This window comes from Pseudomonas sp. Irchel s3f19 (assembly GCF_900187555.1).
Classification (GTDB): Bacteria; Pseudomonadota; Gammaproteobacteria; order Pseudomonadales; family Pseudomonadaceae; genus Aquipseudomonas; species Aquipseudomonas capeferrum.
Genome location: NZ_FYDW01000005.1, coordinates 108,213 through 123,839 on the forward strand (window position 1 = coordinate 108,213; position 15,627 = coordinate 123,839).

The following is a 15,627-nucleotide window of genomic DNA, read 5'->3' on the forward strand; positions in this document are numbered from 1 at the left end:
GCCACGCTGGCAGGCTGGTTACACTCGGGGGGCAGGCAAGGACAAGACCCCCGGCGATAGCCAGGCGTTCAATGGCCGCATGTGCCAGTGCGCTTGCGAAACAGCCCTATCACAACTCCCATTCGGCAGGCTGCGTCATGATCACCCTCGAAAGCCCGACCTATTACGGCGCCACCAAAAAGTACAACCTGAACTACCCCACTTTGGAACATGACATCGAGGCGGATGTGGTGGTCATCGGTGGCGGGTTTTCCGGCATCAACACGGCGCTGGAACTGGCCGAAAAAGGCGTGACCAACATCGTCGTGCTCGAAGCCCGCTACTTGGGTTTCGGCGGCACCGGGCGCAACGGCGGGCAGATCATGGCGGGCATCGGCCATGACCTGGAGAAGATCAGAAGCAGTGTCGGCGACCAGGGCCTGCAGGAAATCTTCGCGCTCAGCGAACTGGGCGCCGGCATCATCAAGGCGCGCATCGCCCGCTACGCCATCGACGCCGACTTCTGCCATGGTTACGGCTACATGGGCTTCAATCGCCGCCAGGCGAACACCCTGCGCGCGTGGGAAAAACAGTTCAAGGCCATCAATTCGCAAGACGAAATCCGCTACCTGGAAGGCTCGGACGTGCGCCAGATCATCGGCAGCGACGCCTACAGCAGTGCCCTGCTGCACATGGGCGGTGGCCACGTGCATTCGCTCAACCTGCTGCTTGGCGAGGCCCAGGCCCTGGTCGGCCACGGTGCGCGCATTTTCGAGCACAGCCCGGCGCTCGAAGTGACCTACGGCGAGCGTATCAAGGTGCGCACCGGCCGCGGCTCGGTACGTGCAAGCAAACTGCTGTGGGCGTGCGACAGTTTTCTCAACAAGCTGGAGCCGGAGCTGCACGCGCGCACCGTCAACACCTACGCCTTCCAGATGATGACCGAGCCGCTGCCGGATCAACTGATCGCGCGCATCAGCCCGATCCGGGGCGCCTACAGCGATATCCGCCCGGTGATCGACTACTACCGCGTCACCCGCGAGAACCGCCTGCTGTTCGGCGCCGCCACCTCCTGCATCGAACACATCCCGCTGGACCTCAAGGCGTGGAACCGCGCCCTGATGCTGAAGATTTTTCCGTACCTCAAGGACGTGCGCATCGACCTGGCCTGGGGCGGCCCGATGGCCACCAGCGCCAACTTGTTCCCCCAGATCGGTACGCTGAGCAATCGTCCCAACGCGTTCTATGTCCAGGGCTATTCGGGTTTCGGCGTCACCCCCAGCCACATCATTTGCAAACTCCTCGCCGAAGGCATGCACGAAGGGTCGGCACGCTATGAGCTGGTCAGCTCGGTCAAGCATGCGCGGATATTCGGCAAGGACCATTTCCGCCCGCTACTGCTTACCGCCGGCAAAGCCGTGCACCAGCTTTCAGGCTATTTCAACGGCCGCCGCTGAACCTTTGCTTTCATTACTGAAGCACTGCCATGACCCTCACCGCCACTCGGCAAGGCGTACAACAGGCGGTAAGCTGAGGCCTACATGACCAGGGCCTGTGCGCGGAAGTCCTTGGGCGATTGCTCGAACTGCTTCTTGAACGAGCGGCTGAAATGCGCCGAGTCGGTAAAGCCCCACTTGTAGGCGATCGAGGTAATCGACTCACGCTTGAAGAACGGGTTGGCCAGGTCGTCCGCGCTGCGCTTCAGGCGCGCTCGCTGGATGTAGCGGCAGACGCTGTCGCCCTCCTCCTCGAACAACCGGTACAGGTGGCGAACCGAAATATTCAGCCGACCCGCCAGGTTGGCCGGTGTCAGCCCCGGCTGCGACAGGGACTCATCAATCACCTGCTGCACATAGCTGCGCAGGTTGCCACCACTGAGCGGCCCCAGGTTGCAAGCGCCTTCGCCATTACGCTCGAAGCCCGGTTCGAGCAACGCAATGAATGCAGTCTGCAGCGCATCGCCTTGTGCACCATCGCCACTGACATGGTCGTCCTTGCACAGTTGGTCCATCAGCACATGCAGCATGCGCCCACAGGCATTGGTCGAGGAGATCTTGCCAAACATTGCCCCCGCGCCTTGTACATGCTTGCGCACCTGCTCGCGGGAAAGGGCCAGCGACACATGTTCGATCAGGCCGTTGGGGGTGATTTCGCAACGCCCGACCGAATCCATCAGCAACAATTCACCCGGCGCCAGGCTGACGCTCATGCCGCCTTGCGCCACCGTCGAATGCCCCATGCGCTGGCTGACCAGAAAGCAATGCTGGTCATCGTCCAGGGTCGGGTTATCGCCCAGCCGGCGGATGTTGCCGGCGTTGGTGCGCAGGTTGGCAAGCGGCAGGCCCGCACGGGAAAACGTGGAGACTTCGCCGATGAACAAGGAATGGTTGGAGGCCAGCGCTGTCTCGAAACGGCCGCAGATCTGCTGCATGGCCGTGGTCCAGCTTTCCAGCCCCTGACGATTGGGTTGTTGAGTGTGCATGGATGCCCTCGACGCAGAATTTGTTGTTATGCAGCCATTGTTAACATGTTATCAATGACCGCACAACTGTGATCTCTCGCCTGAAACAGGAGCAAGGCACGTGCCAGAAAAAGGTCAGAGGCGGGGTAGCGACTCCCCGAACAGGCCGAGGCAAGCCATCAGGTGCGCCCGCTGCGGCGGGCTGATCTGGATGTAGCGCCGGAACGCCGGCATGCGGTTGACCACTTCGCTGCCGCCCATGTGTTCCAGGGTCAGCCACCAGTGGCCATCGCGGCATTCCAGGGCCAGGCGCTTGAAATCCAGCGGCATGAGCGCAGCGGTCAGTTGCGCATTGCTCAGCAGCAGGTCACGTGCCTGGATGAAGCGCGCCTTGTCACCGCTGCGGTACACGCAGGCCAGGCCCGTACGGCGGATTGCACCAGCGTGACGCAATTCAAGCCTCACCTCGCCCCCTTGCAGGGCAGGCAGGCACAGGTGGAATTCGCAGGTCACCACGTGCATCAGCAAGTGCGCCTCGACGCACTCGCGCACCTCGGCACGCCAGCCTTGGGCGGGGTTGTCGAGCACCGCGCGGGCGGGTTCCAGCAGGTGCATCTGTACCTGCCCCAGGTTACGCGACAGCAGCCCCAGCGTAGCCCCTGGCCGGTAACCGGTTGGGGCACGCGGCGCCAGCAGGCGCTCACGCAAATGTCTGATCATGCTGCATGTGCTCCACTGCAGGGCCCGGCTCTGCCGCGAATTCTTGTGCCAGTACATCCTCGACCCGCGCCGGCTTGAACGGGTTGACCTTCTGTACGCACAGCGTCCAGAACAGCGCATAGGTCGCGGTGCCGGCCAGCATGATCGCGAACGGCACGTAGATATCGGCCGGGTTCATGCCCGGTGGGGTGATGAACGCCATGCCGATGACGATGCCGCTGCTGGAGAGGATCTGCGGCAGCGGGAACAACGGCGAGCGGTAGGCACGTGGCAGGTCCGGACGACGGATGCGCAGGATCACCACCGACAACGTCACCAGCAGGTAAGCGGTGCTCCAGGCACACACCGCCGCCAGTACCAGGTGCAGGATGTTGTCCGGGTTGCCCCCCAGGTACCAGGCGTGCAGGCACGGGATCAAGGCAACCACCAGAATGCACAGCAAAGGCGTCTTGAAGCGCGGATGCAGGTAGCTGAAGGCCTTGGGCAGTGCACCATCCACCGCCATACCGTAGAGGATGCGCGGCACCCCGGCCATCAAGGTGTTGATGGTGGCAGCGCCGGCAAACAGAAAGCCGATACCCAGCCACACCGGGCCGATATCGCCCATCACCTGCTCGGCGAAACGCGGGATGGCCATAGGCGTGTCGAGCAGGTGCACACCGCTGGCGGCATCGAGCACAACGTTTTCCACCTGGCGCTTCATCGCCGCGCCGTAGATGAACATGCAGCTGGCCACGCCAAACAAACCCAACGCCATGGCCCGCGGCAACACCCAGGCCGAACGGCGCAGTTCCGGCGCCAGCGGGGTGACGAACTCACACCCGACGAACATGAACATGGCCATACCGATCAGCGAGAGGATGGTCATCAGGTCGGTGCCGACCAGCGAAGCGCCGAACGGCCCTTCCAGCTCAACCGCCGGGGCAGCGATCAGGCCGAGCACGCCAAACACCATCAGCGTGGTCCACATGCCGAAGGTCAGGATCACCTCGGCGCGGCTGAAGGCACTGACGCCAAAAGCATTGAGCACCGCGAATGCCAACACGAAGAACACGCCGAGCAGCCACGAGCCACCTGCGGACTCCGCCAGGGTATTGAGGTGCTCGAAGTTCACCAGGGCCATGACGCCAGACAGAATGGTCTCGGCGGTACCGGCGAACACGTGCACGATCAGGTAGGCCGACAAGGTGCCGGTGATGGCGAAGAACCGGCCCATGCCGCAGTTGATGTAGTCGTACACCGACCCTGTGGTCGGCAGTATCGCCGCCGCCTCGGCGAAGGTGGTCGACTGCGCCAGCATCATCAATGCCGCGATGACCATGGCCATGGCGAAGGCACTGCCGCCAATGCCAAAGCCCATGGTCGCGGTAAGGATCACCGGGCTGGCCATGATCAGCCCGACGGTGCTGGCCAGCGCCGTGGGGAACCCGACAGTGCCCCGGTTGAGATGCTCGGTGAGCTTATTGTTGAGTGACATCGTTATGCCCCGGCTTGTTTTTGTGGCGTTGAACGCGGCAAGCGAACCTGCACGCACGGCTGTTGTTTGCCTCCCTGCGCTGCCACTGTGCGCCGCAGCCGGCAGGGCGTCTTGCCCATGGCTGCCGTGGCCCTTGTTGCTGCCTGCCAATGCCATCACGCCTGGCAGGCAGCGTCATGCCGGCGTCAGGGAGATGCAAGATCAACACCGTGCACGCTCACTATGCTCGACGCTTTGGCGGCCTGCCGGGCCGCGTCTCTGCCTCAGGAGCCTGCATGAGCGACATTACCCTTATTCCCGCGGTCACCGCATTCATGGCCCGACAACATGGCGTGTTCATTCACGGCCAACACCTGGCCAGCCAATCGTCTGCGACCCTTGCGGTGGTCAACCCGGCCGATGGCGAAACCATCGCCCGCATCGCCGACGCCAACCAGGCCGATGTGGAGCATGCCGTGAGCTCGGCCCGCCAGGGCTTCACCACGTGGTCGCGCACCAGCCCCGCCGCCCGCGCCGCCGTGCTGTTCAAACTGGCCGACCTGCTGGAAGCCAACCGCGAAGAACTGGCCCAGCTCGAAACCTTGCAGTCGGGCAAGCTGATCGGTATCTCGCGCGCTTTCGAAGTCGAGCAGGCCGCGCACTTCTTGCGCTATTACGCAGGCTGGGCCACCAAGATCACCGGCCAGACCATCACCCCGTCCCTGCCCTCGTTCGCCGGTGAGCGCTACAGTGCATTCACCCTGCGCGAACCGATCGGCGTGGTCGTGGGCATCGTGCCGTGGAACTTCGCCACCATGATCGCCATCTGGAAACTCGCGTCGGCCCTGACCACCGGCTGCAGTATCGTCCTCAAGCCCAGCGAGTTCACGCCCCTGACGCTGCTGCGCATCGCCGAACTGGCCAGCCAGGCCGGCCTGCCGCCGGGCGCGCTCAACGTGCTGACCGGTGGCGGCCTGGTGGGCAAGGCATTGATCGAGCACCCCGGCACCGACAAGGTCTCGTTCACAGGCTCGGTGCCTACCGGCATCGCCGTCGGCCAGGCCGCCATGGGCGCCAAGCTGACCCGGGCGACTCTGGAGCTGGGTGGCAAGAACTCAGTGGCATTCCTGCCTGACGTGGCGCTCGACAAGGCCGTCGATGGCATCATCGAGGCAGGCTTCCTGCACTCAGGGCAAATCTGCGCAGCGGGTGAGCGCTTCTTCGTCCACCGCTCGCGCATCGACCCGCTGCTCGATGCGCTGTCCCAGCGCCTGAGCCAGCTGAAGGTCGGCTCCCCCCTGGATGAGGCCACCCAGTTCGGCCCAGTGGCCAACAAGCCGCACCAGCAGAAATTGGCCGAGCTGTTCGCCACCGCGCGCGCCGAGGGCAGCCAGATCATCCATGGCGGGCAGATTGGCGAGGGCCCGGGCTGCTTCGTCGAACCGACGGTGATCCTCGCCAAGGCCGCCAGCGACACCTTGCTGAACCAGGAAACCTTCGGCCCGGTGGCGACCTTCCTGCCTTACGACGACGAAGACGAACTGCTGCACCTGATGAACGCGACGCCTTATGGCCTGAGCGCCAGCCTATGGACCAACGACCTGGGCAAGGCCATGCGCCTGGTGCCGGAAATCCAGGCCGGCACCTTGTGGGTCAACATGCACACCCTGCTCGACCCGGCCGTGCCGTTTGGCGGTATCAAGGCGTCCGGCATCGGCCGCGAGTTCGGCTCGGCGTTCATCGATGACTTCACCGAGCTCAAGTCGGTGATGATCCGTTACTGAATAGGCCAATCGAACAGGCCTGGCCAAGGCGTGCAAACGCCTTGGCAGCCACGAACAAGACCCCACCCTGCCATCCACGCGCTAATAGGCCGTCGCAGCCAACCGCGACGGCGCCTCGTCCCCACACGGGTGCCCCCGAAAAACAAAGGCCGCCTTGCAAGGTGCCGAGAACAATCGAGGGAAGTGCAATGTTCAAACCGCAACGGCTGTCCGCCCTGGCCTTGGCCACCTTACTGGCCAGCCAGGCCGCGCCGGCCTACGAGCTTTACGCCGACGACGACAGCCACTTGAATGCCGACATGCTCGCGGTGTGGGGCATGTTCAACAGCCGCAAGAACTATGACGGCACCCCCGGTGGCTCGACCTGGCGCGAGGGCTTCATCAAGTATGGCGTTAGCGGCGATCAGGGCCTGGCCGGCAACGGCAGCCTTTATGGCGCCTTGAACTGGGTCAGTTCCGCCACCTGGGGCGATGGCGATGCCGCAGGCAATACCGATGGCTCCGAACGCACCACCAAGATCGAAGACGCCTACCTGGGCTGGCGTTCGGGCGATCTGCTGCCCTGGCTGGGCAAGGATGGCGTGGATATCTCCGGAGGGCGCCAGGTGGTGCGCCTGGGCAGTGGCTTCTTGATCAACGACGACGGGCCCAACCTGGGCAACGGCGTGGCGGATGGCACCCTGGACCGCGGCGGTGCCTACTACCTGGCGGCGCGCCATGCCTTCGACCGCACCGCCGTGCTGCGCCTGGGCGGGCAGGATGGCCTGCATGGCAGCCTGCTGTGGCTCAAGTCCGACAACCGCGCACAGGCCGAGACCGAACTGGCCGCAGGCACGCTGGACTACACCCATGCCCTGGGCACCTTGGGGCTGACCTGGGTGCACGGCATCGGCGTCACCGACCAATGGGCCAGCGCCTTCCAGAAGGCGCGTGAGGGCATGGATGTCTACAGCTTGCGGGGCGAAGGCAGCGCCGGCATCGACAACGCCAGCTTCGCCTTCGAATACGCGTGGCAAGACAAGCAAGGCGGCCCGGAAAAAGCCTGGTACCTGCAGGCCGGCTACACCTTCGCCGACCTGCCCTGGGCACCCCAGGTGACCTACCGTTACACGCGCTACTCGGCAGGCTGGGATTCGCTGTTCAGTGGCCTGTCCAGTGGCTATGGCACCTGGTTCCAGGGTGAGGTCGCCGCCAACTACGCCGGCCCGTTCAACAGCAACACCGGCATTCACCATGTTGGCGTGAAGGCTACCCCGCTGGAAAACCTCACGGTCGGTGCGCTGTATTTCGACTTCGATACCGTGCGCACCCGCGACAGCCTCAACCTCGATGCCAGGGAGCTCGACCTGTACCTGGAATGGGCGGTCAACGAGCACCTGGTCATCAGCCCGCTGGTCGGCCTGTATCAGCCACGCAAGGGCGAAAGCAACGGCGGCAACCAGGTGGGTGGCAACGGCACCAACGTCTACAGCCAGCTGACCATCGCGGTGCCCTTCTAGGCCCTGATGGCAGTCACCGTCTTGCCAATACGCCGATGGCACGGCAGGTCAAAACGGCTGGCACGCAGGCACAAGACGCCCTGCCAGCCGTTAGCGAAACTGGCCGCACGTGTTAGCGCCAGCCCACAACAACAAAACCCGATGACGCCGTCGTCCCTGACAACGGCCGCCCTGCGAGACCCGCCATGACCCTCGATACCCGAATTGACTTCATCTACTTGTCCGAGCAGGACATGATCCGCGCCGGCGTGACCGACATGCCCGCTTGTGTCGACACCATGGAAGCGATGTTCAACCTGCTCTACCAGGGCGACTACCGCATGGCCGGCCCGAACAACGATTCCCACGGCGCGATGATCACGTTCCCCGAACAGTCGCCCTTCCCGCACATGCCCAAGCCCACCGCAGACCGTCGCATGATGGCCATGCCCGCCTACCTGGGCGGCAGCTTCCGCACCGCAGGCGCCAAATGGTATGGCTCGAACATCGCCAACCGGGAAAAGGGCCTGCCGCGCTCCATCCTGATGTTCACCCTCAACGACGCCGACACTGGCGCGCCCCTGGCGCACATGTCGGCCAACCTGCTGTCGGCGTACCGCACCGGCGCCATCCCCGGTGTTGGCGCGCGCCACCTGGCCCGCAAGGACGCCAAGGTCATCGGCCTGGCCGGGCCAGGTGTGATGGGCAAGACCACGGTCGCCGCGTTCATGGCCGTGTGCCCGCTGATCGACACGATCAAGATCAAAGGCCGTGGCCAGAAGAACCTCGATGAGTTCGTGGCCTGGGTCAAGGCCACCTTCCCGCAGATCACGCGCATCCAGGTCGTGCAAACCCTGGAAGAGGTGGTGCGTGATGCCGACCTGGTCAGCTATTGCAGCTCGGGCGAAGTCGGCGACCCCAGCACCTACCCGCTGGTACGCCGCGAATGGGTCAAGCCCGGCGCGTTTCTGGCGATGCCCGCCCCCTGCAGCATCGATGCAGGCATGGAGCGTTCGGACGTGCGCAAGGTGGTGGACAACACCGGGCTGTACGAAGCGTGGTTCGACGAACTGCCCAAGCCTGCGCACAACCACGTGCCGCTGGTAGGCGTGCGCTTCATGGACATGATCGCCGAAGGCACGCTCGACGCCGCGCAGGTCGAAGACATCGGCAAGATCATCAGCGGTGATGCGCCAGGGCGTCTGAACGACGATGAAATCATCATCATGTCGGTGGGCGGCATGCCCGTGGAAGACGTCGCCTGGGGCACCGTGGTGTACCGCAACGCTGTCGAGAAAGGCATCGGCGTAAAGCTCAACCTCTGGGAAAAACCTGTCCTCAGCTGACCCTCCTCACCTCAAAAGGCTCCCCCATGACGCACATCACCAAACTGAAAACCGGCTCCAAATTCGAAGACATGGCCAGCTACTCCCGCCTGGTGGCGGTAGACAACTGGATCTACGTGTCCAACACCGCCGGCCGCAACCCGCAGACCCAGATCATCCCCGAAGACGTGATCGAACAGACTCATCAGGTGTTCGCCAACATCGAAGCCGCGCTGGCGGCCGTCGACGCTGGGCTGGGCGATGTGATCAGCTCGCGCGTGTTCATCCAGGACCCAAACGATGTTCCCAAGGTCATGGACGTGATCGGCGAGAAATTCAGGGGCGTCGACCCGGCCACCACCGTCACCTGCCCGCCGCTGGGGTCGACCGTGTACAAGGTCGAGCTGGAAGTGACGGCGTACCGGGGTGCCTCCCGCGCGCAGGTCACGTTGATCCGGCTGGGCCAGTGACCTGCCCGCCTTGAACCCGCCACGTTCTGTTCACACTGCCGCCGAGTGAAGCCATGTCCCCCGTCATCGATCCTGTGCACACCAGTACCACCCACCCTCAGGCCACCAGCGTGGTGATCATCGGCGCAGGCATCATCGGCCTGACCGCAGCCCTGACCCTGGCCGAGCGCAACATCCCGGTGATGGTGCTGGAGAAGGGCCGCCTGGCGGGCGAGCAGTCGTCGCGCAACCTTGGCTGGGTGCGCAAGACCAACCGCCATGCGCACGACATTCCGCTGGCCCTGGCCGCCGATCGGCTGTGGGCGAAGATGCCAGAGCGGGTTGGCTGCGATGTCGGCTACCGGCAAGCCGGCATCATGTTCATTGGCCGTAACGACACGCAAATGGGCATGCACGAGAGCTGGCTGAAGAGCATCGAGCACCTTGGCCTGGACTCTCGCCTGCTCAGCAGCAAAGAGATTGCCAACCGGGTGCCCGGTGGCCGTGCCGAATGGGCCGGGGGCATCTACACCGCCTCCGACGCCCGCGCGGAGCCAACCCTGGCAGCCAGCGCCATTGCCCGGGCGGCGATCGCCAAAGGCGCAGTGATCGTGGAAAACTGCGCCGTGCGCACATTGGTCACCGCCGCCGGCAGGGTCAGCGGCGTGGTCACCGAACAAGGCGAGATCCGCTGCGAGCAGGTGCTGCTGGCCGGGGGCATGTGGTCACGCAAGTTTCTCGGCAACCTCGATATCGACCTGCCCACCTTGCCGCTGACCTGTTCCGTGCTGCGTACCCACCCGCTGCAAGGCCCGACCGACATCGCCGTGGGCGCACCGGACTTTTCGTTTCGCAAACACAAGGATGGCGGCTACATCATCACCCAACGCGGCGCGCTCGATGCGTTCCTGACCTGGGACCATGTGCTGCTGGGCAGGCGCTACCTGCCGCAATTGCGGGCGCAACGTGATTTTTTGCGCATCAGTTTCGGCAAGTATTTCTTCAAGGACCTGGCCCTGGCCCGGCACTGGAAGGCCTCGCAAGTCACGCCCTTCGAACGCGTCAGGGTTCAGGACCCGCAGGCCAACACCGCTCTCAATGACGAAGCCCTGCGTAACCTCAAGGCGGCCTGGCCGGTCTTCGAGCAGGCACAGATCGCCGCAGCCTGGGCCGGCACCATCGACGTCACCCCCGACTCCAACCCGGTCATCGGGCCGGTGCCGGCCCTACCCGGCCTGACCCTGGCCACCGGCTTTTCCGGCCATGGCTTCGGCACCTCGCCGGCTGCCGGCCAACTGGCCGCAGACCTGGTTTCGCAAGCGCCACCGCTGATCGATCCAAGCCCTTATCGGTTCGAACGCTTCGCCTGAACCCTCAGCGGATATAGCACCGCATCACATCAGCGGAACTGATACTCCAACCCTGCCCCGGCATACCACGAGCGCCCAGGCGCAGCTTCGTAGTAACGCGAGTTGCTGTCGCCCACGATCACCGACCCCACGTACTGCCGGTCAAGCAGGTTATCCAAGCGGATCAGCTGATGAAACGTCCAAGGCCCGACGTGCTGCTCAAAGCGCGTTCGCCAGTTGAACACGGCATAGGCAGGCGCCGGCTTGGCGTTGTTGCTGTCCTCCACATACACTTTGCTGCGGTATTGCCCTTCAACCCCCATGCTGACGAACGTCGCAGGCTTCCATACCAGCTCGCCATACAGGTTGTTCAGCGGTACCCCAGGCAGCCGGTTACCGCTGTCGATAGTCTGCGTGCCTTGGGCAAAATCTTCGGCATAGCGGGCATCGGTGCGGGTGTAGACCACGGTGGTTTGCCACTGATCGCTCAGGTCACTGTGCAGGCTCGCCTCGAAACCGCGGCGCAAGGTTCGCCCAGCGTTTCGATAGCTGGTGCGGCCTTCGGTGGAGCGGTCCACGACGATTTCATCATCGGTGTGGATTTCGTAGACCGCTGCGTTGATCCGGGTGCGCTCACCGAGCCGGTATTTCACGCCCAGTTCATACTGGGTACTGGTGGCAGGCTTGAGCCCGAAATTGAAGCTTTCGACCAGGCCGGGCGCGTAAGCCATCTCGGCCTGGGTCGGGGTCTCGAAACCCTTGCCGACACTCACGTAACCACGCAAGTCGGCAGTGAACGCGTACATCACTGACAGCGATGGCGTGTTCTGCTGATATTTCTTCTTGCCACTGGCGTCGCCATTGGCCAGGTAGTGGTCATCGACGCGCATTTGCATGGTGCTGTGGCGCACGCCGAGCTGGGTGGTCCAGTCGCCGATTTCCCAATGCGCCTGGATGTATGGGTCCAGGCTGGTGGCGGTGTCTTGCTCGTCACGGCGCAACTCGCCTTTGACGCCTAGCGTGTCGCCGCTGAAATTCTGGTAGCCGCGGCGGTCATCCTTGCTCTGGTCGTAGTCCGCGCCCACCGTGACGGTCAGGTTGCCGGGTGCGGCGGTAACCGGTTGTATCCAGCGCAAGGTGCCACCGTGGAACTCACGGTCGAAGTCGACGACCCCACCGCCACGCTGGTTGTTGGAGGCCACCGTCTTGGGGATGGACAGGTACTGAATGACGCTGCGCTGCCCCGCATAGAGATTGAACTGCAACGTGGCATCGCCAAAATAGCGCTCGTAGTTCATGCCCAACTGCTGGTGGTCGATGCTTTTGCGGGTGTTGTAGGTTTCAGCCACGGTCGCGGTGGAGCGCGGGTCGTGCTGGTAAGCGCTCCAGGTCTGCCCCAACGGGTCTTGCGTGTTGTTTTGCTCAAGGCTGCTGTAGATCAGTGCCAGGCGTGAATCGGCGTCTGGCCTGACGTGCACCTTGGCGAAGGTCTGGTCGCGGCGGGCAGCGCTGTGGTCACGGTAACCGTCGGTGTCCATGCGCGAGGCATCGAGCACAAAGCCGGCCGTCTCGTTACCGCCCTCGGCCGACAGGTGATTCTTGTTGAAACCGTCGCTGCCGAAGGTGGTTTCGGCCCCGACCCTGGCAGGCCCCTGCCCGTCCCGGCTGAACATCTGGATGACGCCGCCGGCGTTGCTCCCGTAAAGGGTCGCGGCCGGGCCACGCAGTACTTCGATACGGTCGGCCACATCCAGGTTCAGCGAGGCCGCCTGCCCCTGCCCGTCCGGGGTACTGGCCGGAATGCCGTCGCTGAGCAGCTTCAGGCCACGAATGCCGAAGGCCGAGCGTGCGCCGTAACCCCGCGAAGACACCTGCAGGTCTTGCGCGTAGTTCTGCCGGTTCTGCACCACCAGGCCAGGCACCTTGGTCAGCACTTCCGACAAGTTGACGCCCAACTGGCCGTCATTGCCCTGTGAAAGGTCGACGGTATCGATCGAAAAAGGCAAGTCGAAACTACCGGTTGGCGCATAGGCGCCGGTGACCACCACAGGGTCGGTGATCAGCACATCGGTTGCCTCGCTGCCGGCATGGCTCAAGGGGCTCATGCTACCGGTCAGCAACAGGGCCAGGCCTGTGCGCAAGTGGGCAGGTCGATGCAAAGGGAGTGGGTACATGTGAAGCTTCCTGAAACTTGCGCCTGACCCGTTGCGGGCCACGCCCAAGGCGTCGCTGCTGTGGCCATGCACAGCGCGCGCGAATGATGGCGGAGGGGTGATGGGCTGAATGGTATCAATCCTTCTCCTCAGTCACACACTCTTTCGCCTCACAGGCAGTTGCGAATTTACTTACAGTGAAATACTGTATGCACATACAGCAAAAACAAGGAAATGCCTGTGGCCAGCACCTCCTCAGCAACGCCGAGCAGCTATGAACAACTGGGTGTCCGTATCCAGAAGATCATCAACAGCCAATCCGCCCAGCGCAACCGCGCCGCGCTGATCTTCCGCCTGGAGCAGGAATCCCCGGACGACTGGGAAACCCTGCTTGAGGAAATCGCCGAAAACGACAACGTCACACTCGCCCATCGCGACGACGGTGGCGTGCAGATTTTCTGGACCGTGCCCAAGGAAGACTGACCGCGCATGAGAGTTTCGCTTTTCGCTGCAACCTGCCTGCTGTTGGCCACCCCGCTTGCCCAAGCCGATGCCCCGCGCACCTTCCAGGAGGCCAAGAAAGTCGCCTGGAAGCTGTACGCGCCCCAGTCGACGGAGTTTTATTGCGGCTGCAAATATAAAGGCAACAAGGTCGACCTTGCCTCTTGCGGTTATGCCCCGCGCAAGAATGCGCAACGGGCTTCGCGCATCGAATGGGAGCACATCGTGCCGGCCTGGCACATTGGCCACCAGCGCCAGTGCTGGCAGGCCGGAGGGCGCAAACAATGCTCGCAACAGGATGAGGTGTACAAACGCGCCGAGGCCGACCTGCACAACCTGGTGCCCAGCATTGGCGAGGTCAACGGCGACCGCAGCAACTTCAGTTTCGGTTGGCTGCCCGAACAGCGGGGTCAGTACGGCAGTTGCCTGACCCAGGTCGATTTCAAGGCCAAGAAGGTCATGCCGCGCCCCTCGATCCGCGGCATGATCGCGCGCACCTACTTCTACATGAGCAAGCAGTACAACCTGCGCCTGTCGAAGCAGGACCGCCAGTTGTTCGAAGCCTGGAACAAGACGTACCCACCGCAGGCCTGGGAGCTGCAACGCAACCAGCAGGTGGCCTGCGTGATGGGGCGTGGTAACGCATTCGTCGGGCCGGTGAACCTCAAGGCCTGCGGCTGAGGGTCAGGCCAGTGTCTGCAGGTAGGCGCTGGCCTCCCGGTAACGGGCCAGCCGCGCCAGGTCGGCAGGGCCTGGGCAGGCGATGCGCGAGAGGTCGCTGTTGTCGGCCAGGTCGGCCAATTTGACGGTACGCGCCAGCGGGTCGACGCCCAGCCGTACCACGAAGTCCTGATAGGCCTCGCCGTCACGTCGGCTCAGCGCCAGCAAGGCGGCGAGAATTTTCAGTGCAAAACCTTCACGCGCCAGGTCGGACAGGGTCAGCGGGGTATCTTCAATCACATCATGAAGCACCGCGACGATCCGCTGCTCGGGCGTGGAAACCCGCATCATCACGCGCAACGGGTGGAGGATGTACGCCGCCCCACCCTTATCGTATTGCCCTTCATGTGCCTTGGCTGCCACGACAATGGCCCGCTCCAGTGTAGACATGAGGCCCCTCCCCGTTCAGCTCTCCCAGTGCAAGCATAGCCCGCACTGGTCGCAGATGACAGGTCGGCTGCTTGCGATAGAGCCCTTGCGGCCTGCCTTGCAGCCTGGATAACCCTCAGCGCTGGGCGCCGTGCTGGATCACCACCGAATCGGTCCCCAGCTTGGCCATCACCTCGGCCTTGCGCGCCTCGGCTTCTTCCTTGGTGGGGAACGGCCCCATCAGCACGACCGGCTTGCCGTTGCGGTATTCGACAGAAGACGGGATGCCCTTCTCGATCAGGCGCGCCGTCATGTCGCTCAATGCGCCCATGTTCGCCCCCTGCACCACTTCGACATCCCAGCCTTCAGGGGCCGGCTCACCGGCCAGCGCCTCGGCGCGGCGCTGCAGGTCGGCACCGCCACACAGTTCGCGGATGCGCAGGTTGTTGCCGCTGTCGTCGACGATGATCTGGTACTGGCCATCACGCTTGATCGCCACATAGCTGCGGTAGGCTTCGTACTGCCCGGCATCGTCCTTGCCGCGGACCTGGCCGCAGAGGGTGCCATTCGTGTCGATCCGCACGTTGCCGAACTTGGCCGTCTTGGGGTTGTGCAGGTGCTCGGCCACCTGCTTGTGCACGCCTTCGACCTCGTTTTCACAGCCCGCCAGGGCGAGCACTGCCATTACCACAGCCAGTTTGCGCACGCGTGTACCTCCAGATTCGAAGGGGCGGATTCTAGCATGCCGACCCAGGGCAAGGACCGCGACCATACGTTACACCCTGCTACCGCGACGCTGCGACGGCAGTCCCTTGCACGCGCGGCGCCAGCCCACTGATCGCTATTTCTTATCCCCCTGATAAAAAACTTGAGGCAGCAGACA

14 protein-coding genes are annotated in these 15,627 nt (G+C 63.6%); 8 read left to right on the forward strand and 6 right to left on the reverse strand.

What is annotated here, in order from left to right:
• Positions 1–137 precede the first annotated feature (137 nt).
• Positions 138–1,436 (forward strand): FAD-binding oxidoreductase, encoded by a 1,299-nt coding sequence (locus CKW22_RS14415; protein WP_047581948.1) that lies wholly within the window; start codon positions 138–140, stop codon positions 1,434–1,436.
• A gap of 80 nt (positions 1,437–1,516) precedes the next feature.
• Here the strand turns inward: CKW22_RS14415 and feaR are convergent, their stop codons facing one another.
• From feaR to CKW22_RS14430, 3 genes are all read right to left on the reverse strand, one after another.
• Positions 1,517–2,461 carry a transcriptional regulator FeaR gene (gene feaR, locus CKW22_RS14420; RefSeq protein ID WP_095064271.1) on the reverse strand — a complete coding sequence of 315 codons (945 nt, stop codon included), beginning with the start codon at positions 2,459–2,461 and terminating at the stop codon, positions 1,517–1,519.
• A gap of 114 nt (positions 2,462–2,575) precedes the next feature.
• Complete coding sequence (locus tag CKW22_RS14425) at positions 2,576–3,160, reverse strand: DUF3156 family protein (protein WP_033696899.1); 585 nt, start codon at positions 3,158–3,160, stop codon at positions 2,576–2,578.
• Complete coding sequence (locus CKW22_RS14430; RefSeq protein WP_033696897.1) at positions 3,141–4,637, reverse strand: APC family permease; 1,497 nt, start codon at positions 4,635–4,637, stop codon at positions 3,141–3,143. The genes CKW22_RS14425 and CKW22_RS14430 overlap by 20 nt, the downstream gene beginning before the upstream one ends.
• A 275-nt stretch (positions 4,638–4,912) precedes the next feature.
• On the opposite strand from CKW22_RS14430, the gene CKW22_RS14435 reads away from it, so the two are divergent.
• From CKW22_RS14435 to CKW22_RS14455, 5 genes are all read left to right on the forward strand, one after another.
• Positions 4,913–6,400 (forward strand): aldehyde dehydrogenase family protein, encoded by a 1,488-nt coding sequence (locus CKW22_RS14435; RefSeq protein ID WP_095064272.1) that lies wholly within the window; start codon positions 4,913–4,915, stop codon positions 6,398–6,400.
• Between the two features lie 188 nt (positions 6,401–6,588).
• Positions 6,589–7,899 (forward strand): hypothetical protein, encoded by a 1,311-nt coding sequence (locus tag CKW22_RS14440; RefSeq protein WP_095064273.1) that lies wholly within the window; start codon positions 6,589–6,591, stop codon positions 7,897–7,899.
• Between the two features lie 185 nt (positions 7,900–8,084).
• Complete coding sequence (locus CKW22_RS14445) at positions 8,085–9,224, forward strand: tyramine oxidase subunit B (RefSeq protein ID WP_033696889.1); 1,140 nt, start codon at positions 8,085–8,087, stop codon at positions 9,222–9,224.
• Between the two features lie 26 nt (positions 9,225–9,250).
• Complete coding sequence (locus CKW22_RS14450; protein ID WP_047581942.1) at positions 9,251–9,673, forward strand: RidA family protein; 423 nt, start codon at positions 9,251–9,253, stop codon at positions 9,671–9,673.
• A 53-nt stretch (positions 9,674–9,726) separates the two neighbouring features.
• Positions 9,727–11,022, forward strand: coding sequence for an FAD-binding oxidoreductase (locus CKW22_RS14455; protein ID WP_095064274.1), 1,296 nt, complete (start codon positions 9,727–9,729; stop codon positions 11,020–11,022).
• A 29-nt stretch (positions 11,023–11,051) separates the two neighbouring features.
• Here the strand turns inward: CKW22_RS14455 and CKW22_RS14460 are convergent, their stop codons facing one another.
• Positions 11,052–13,175 carry a TonB-dependent receptor family protein gene (locus tag CKW22_RS14460; protein ID WP_371856421.1) on the reverse strand — a complete coding sequence of 708 codons (2,124 nt, stop codon included), beginning with the start codon at positions 13,173–13,175 and terminating at the stop codon, positions 11,052–11,054.
• 219 nt (positions 13,176–13,394) lie between these two features.
• Between CKW22_RS14460 and CKW22_RS14465 the strand changes: the two genes are divergently transcribed.
• Both CKW22_RS14465 and CKW22_RS14470 read left to right on the forward strand, forming a co-directional pair.
• A complete protein-coding gene (locus CKW22_RS14465; protein WP_033696884.1) occupies positions 13,395–13,637 on the forward strand; it encodes a DUF1654 domain-containing protein in 243 nt (80 codons plus the stop codon).
• A gap of 6 nt (positions 13,638–13,643) precedes the next feature.
• Positions 13,644–14,336 carry an endonuclease gene (locus tag CKW22_RS14470; protein WP_033696883.1) on the forward strand — a complete coding sequence of 231 codons (693 nt, stop codon included), beginning with the start codon at positions 13,644–13,646 and terminating at the stop codon, positions 14,334–14,336.
• Between the two features lie 3 nt (positions 14,337–14,339).
• On the opposite strand, the gene CKW22_RS14475 is transcribed toward CKW22_RS14470, so the two are convergent.
• Positions 14,340–14,765: a GTP pyrophosphokinase gene (locus CKW22_RS14475; RefSeq protein ID WP_033696882.1), complete on the reverse strand. Its 426-nt coding sequence runs from the start codon at positions 14,763–14,765 to the stop codon at positions 14,340–14,342.
• A 115-nt stretch (positions 14,766–14,880) separates the two neighbouring features.
• On the reverse strand, positions 14,881–15,450 hold the full coding sequence (locus tag CKW22_RS14480) for an SPOR domain-containing protein (RefSeq protein WP_033696881.1): 570 nt from the start codon (positions 15,448–15,450) through the stop codon (positions 14,881–14,883).
• Positions 15,451–15,627 lie beyond the last annotated feature (177 nt).

What these genes read in the sequence shown, in the direction of transcription:
- CKW22_RS14475 (WP_033696882.1), bottom strand. Translation starts at nt 14,765, where the DNA reads ATGTCTACACTGGAGCGGGCCATTGTCGTGGCAGCCAAGGCACATGAA.
- CKW22_RS14470 (WP_033696883.1), top strand. Translation starts at nt 13,644, where the DNA reads ATGAGAGTTTCGCTTTTCGCTGCAACCTGCCTGCTGTTGGCCACCCCG.
- CKW22_RS14450 (WP_047581942.1), top strand. Translation starts at nt 9,251, where the DNA reads ATGACGCACATCACCAAACTGAAAACCGGCTCCAAATTCGAAGACATG.
- CKW22_RS14445 (WP_033696889.1), top strand. Translation starts at nt 8,085, where the DNA reads ATGACCCTCGATACCCGAATTGACTTCATCTACTTGTCCGAGCAGGAC.
- CKW22_RS14460 (WP_371856421.1), bottom strand. Translation starts at nt 13,175, where the DNA reads ATGTACCCACTCCCTTTGCATCGACCTGCCCACTTGCGCACAGGCCTG.
- CKW22_RS14455 (WP_095064274.1), top strand. Translation starts at nt 9,727, where the DNA reads ATGTCCCCCGTCATCGATCCTGTGCACACCAGTACCACCCACCCTCAG.
- feaR (WP_095064271.1), bottom strand. Translation starts at nt 2,461, where the DNA reads ATGCACACTCAACAACCCAATCGTCAGGGGCTGGAAAGCTGGACCACG.
- CKW22_RS14430 (WP_033696897.1), bottom strand. Translation starts at nt 4,637, where the DNA reads ATGTCACTCAACAATAAGCTCACCGAGCATCTCAACCGGGGCACTGTC.
- CKW22_RS14415 (WP_047581948.1), top strand. Translation starts at nt 138, where the DNA reads ATGATCACCCTCGAAAGCCCGACCTATTACGGCGCCACCAAAAAGTAC.
- CKW22_RS14440 (WP_095064273.1), top strand. Translation starts at nt 6,589, where the DNA reads ATGTTCAAACCGCAACGGCTGTCCGCCCTGGCCTTGGCCACCTTACTG.
- CKW22_RS14435 (WP_095064272.1), top strand. Translation starts at nt 4,913, where the DNA reads ATGAGCGACATTACCCTTATTCCCGCGGTCACCGCATTCATGGCCCGA.
- CKW22_RS14425 (WP_033696899.1), bottom strand. Translation starts at nt 3,160, where the DNA reads ATGATCAGACATTTGCGTGAGCGCCTGCTGGCGCCGCGTGCCCCAACC.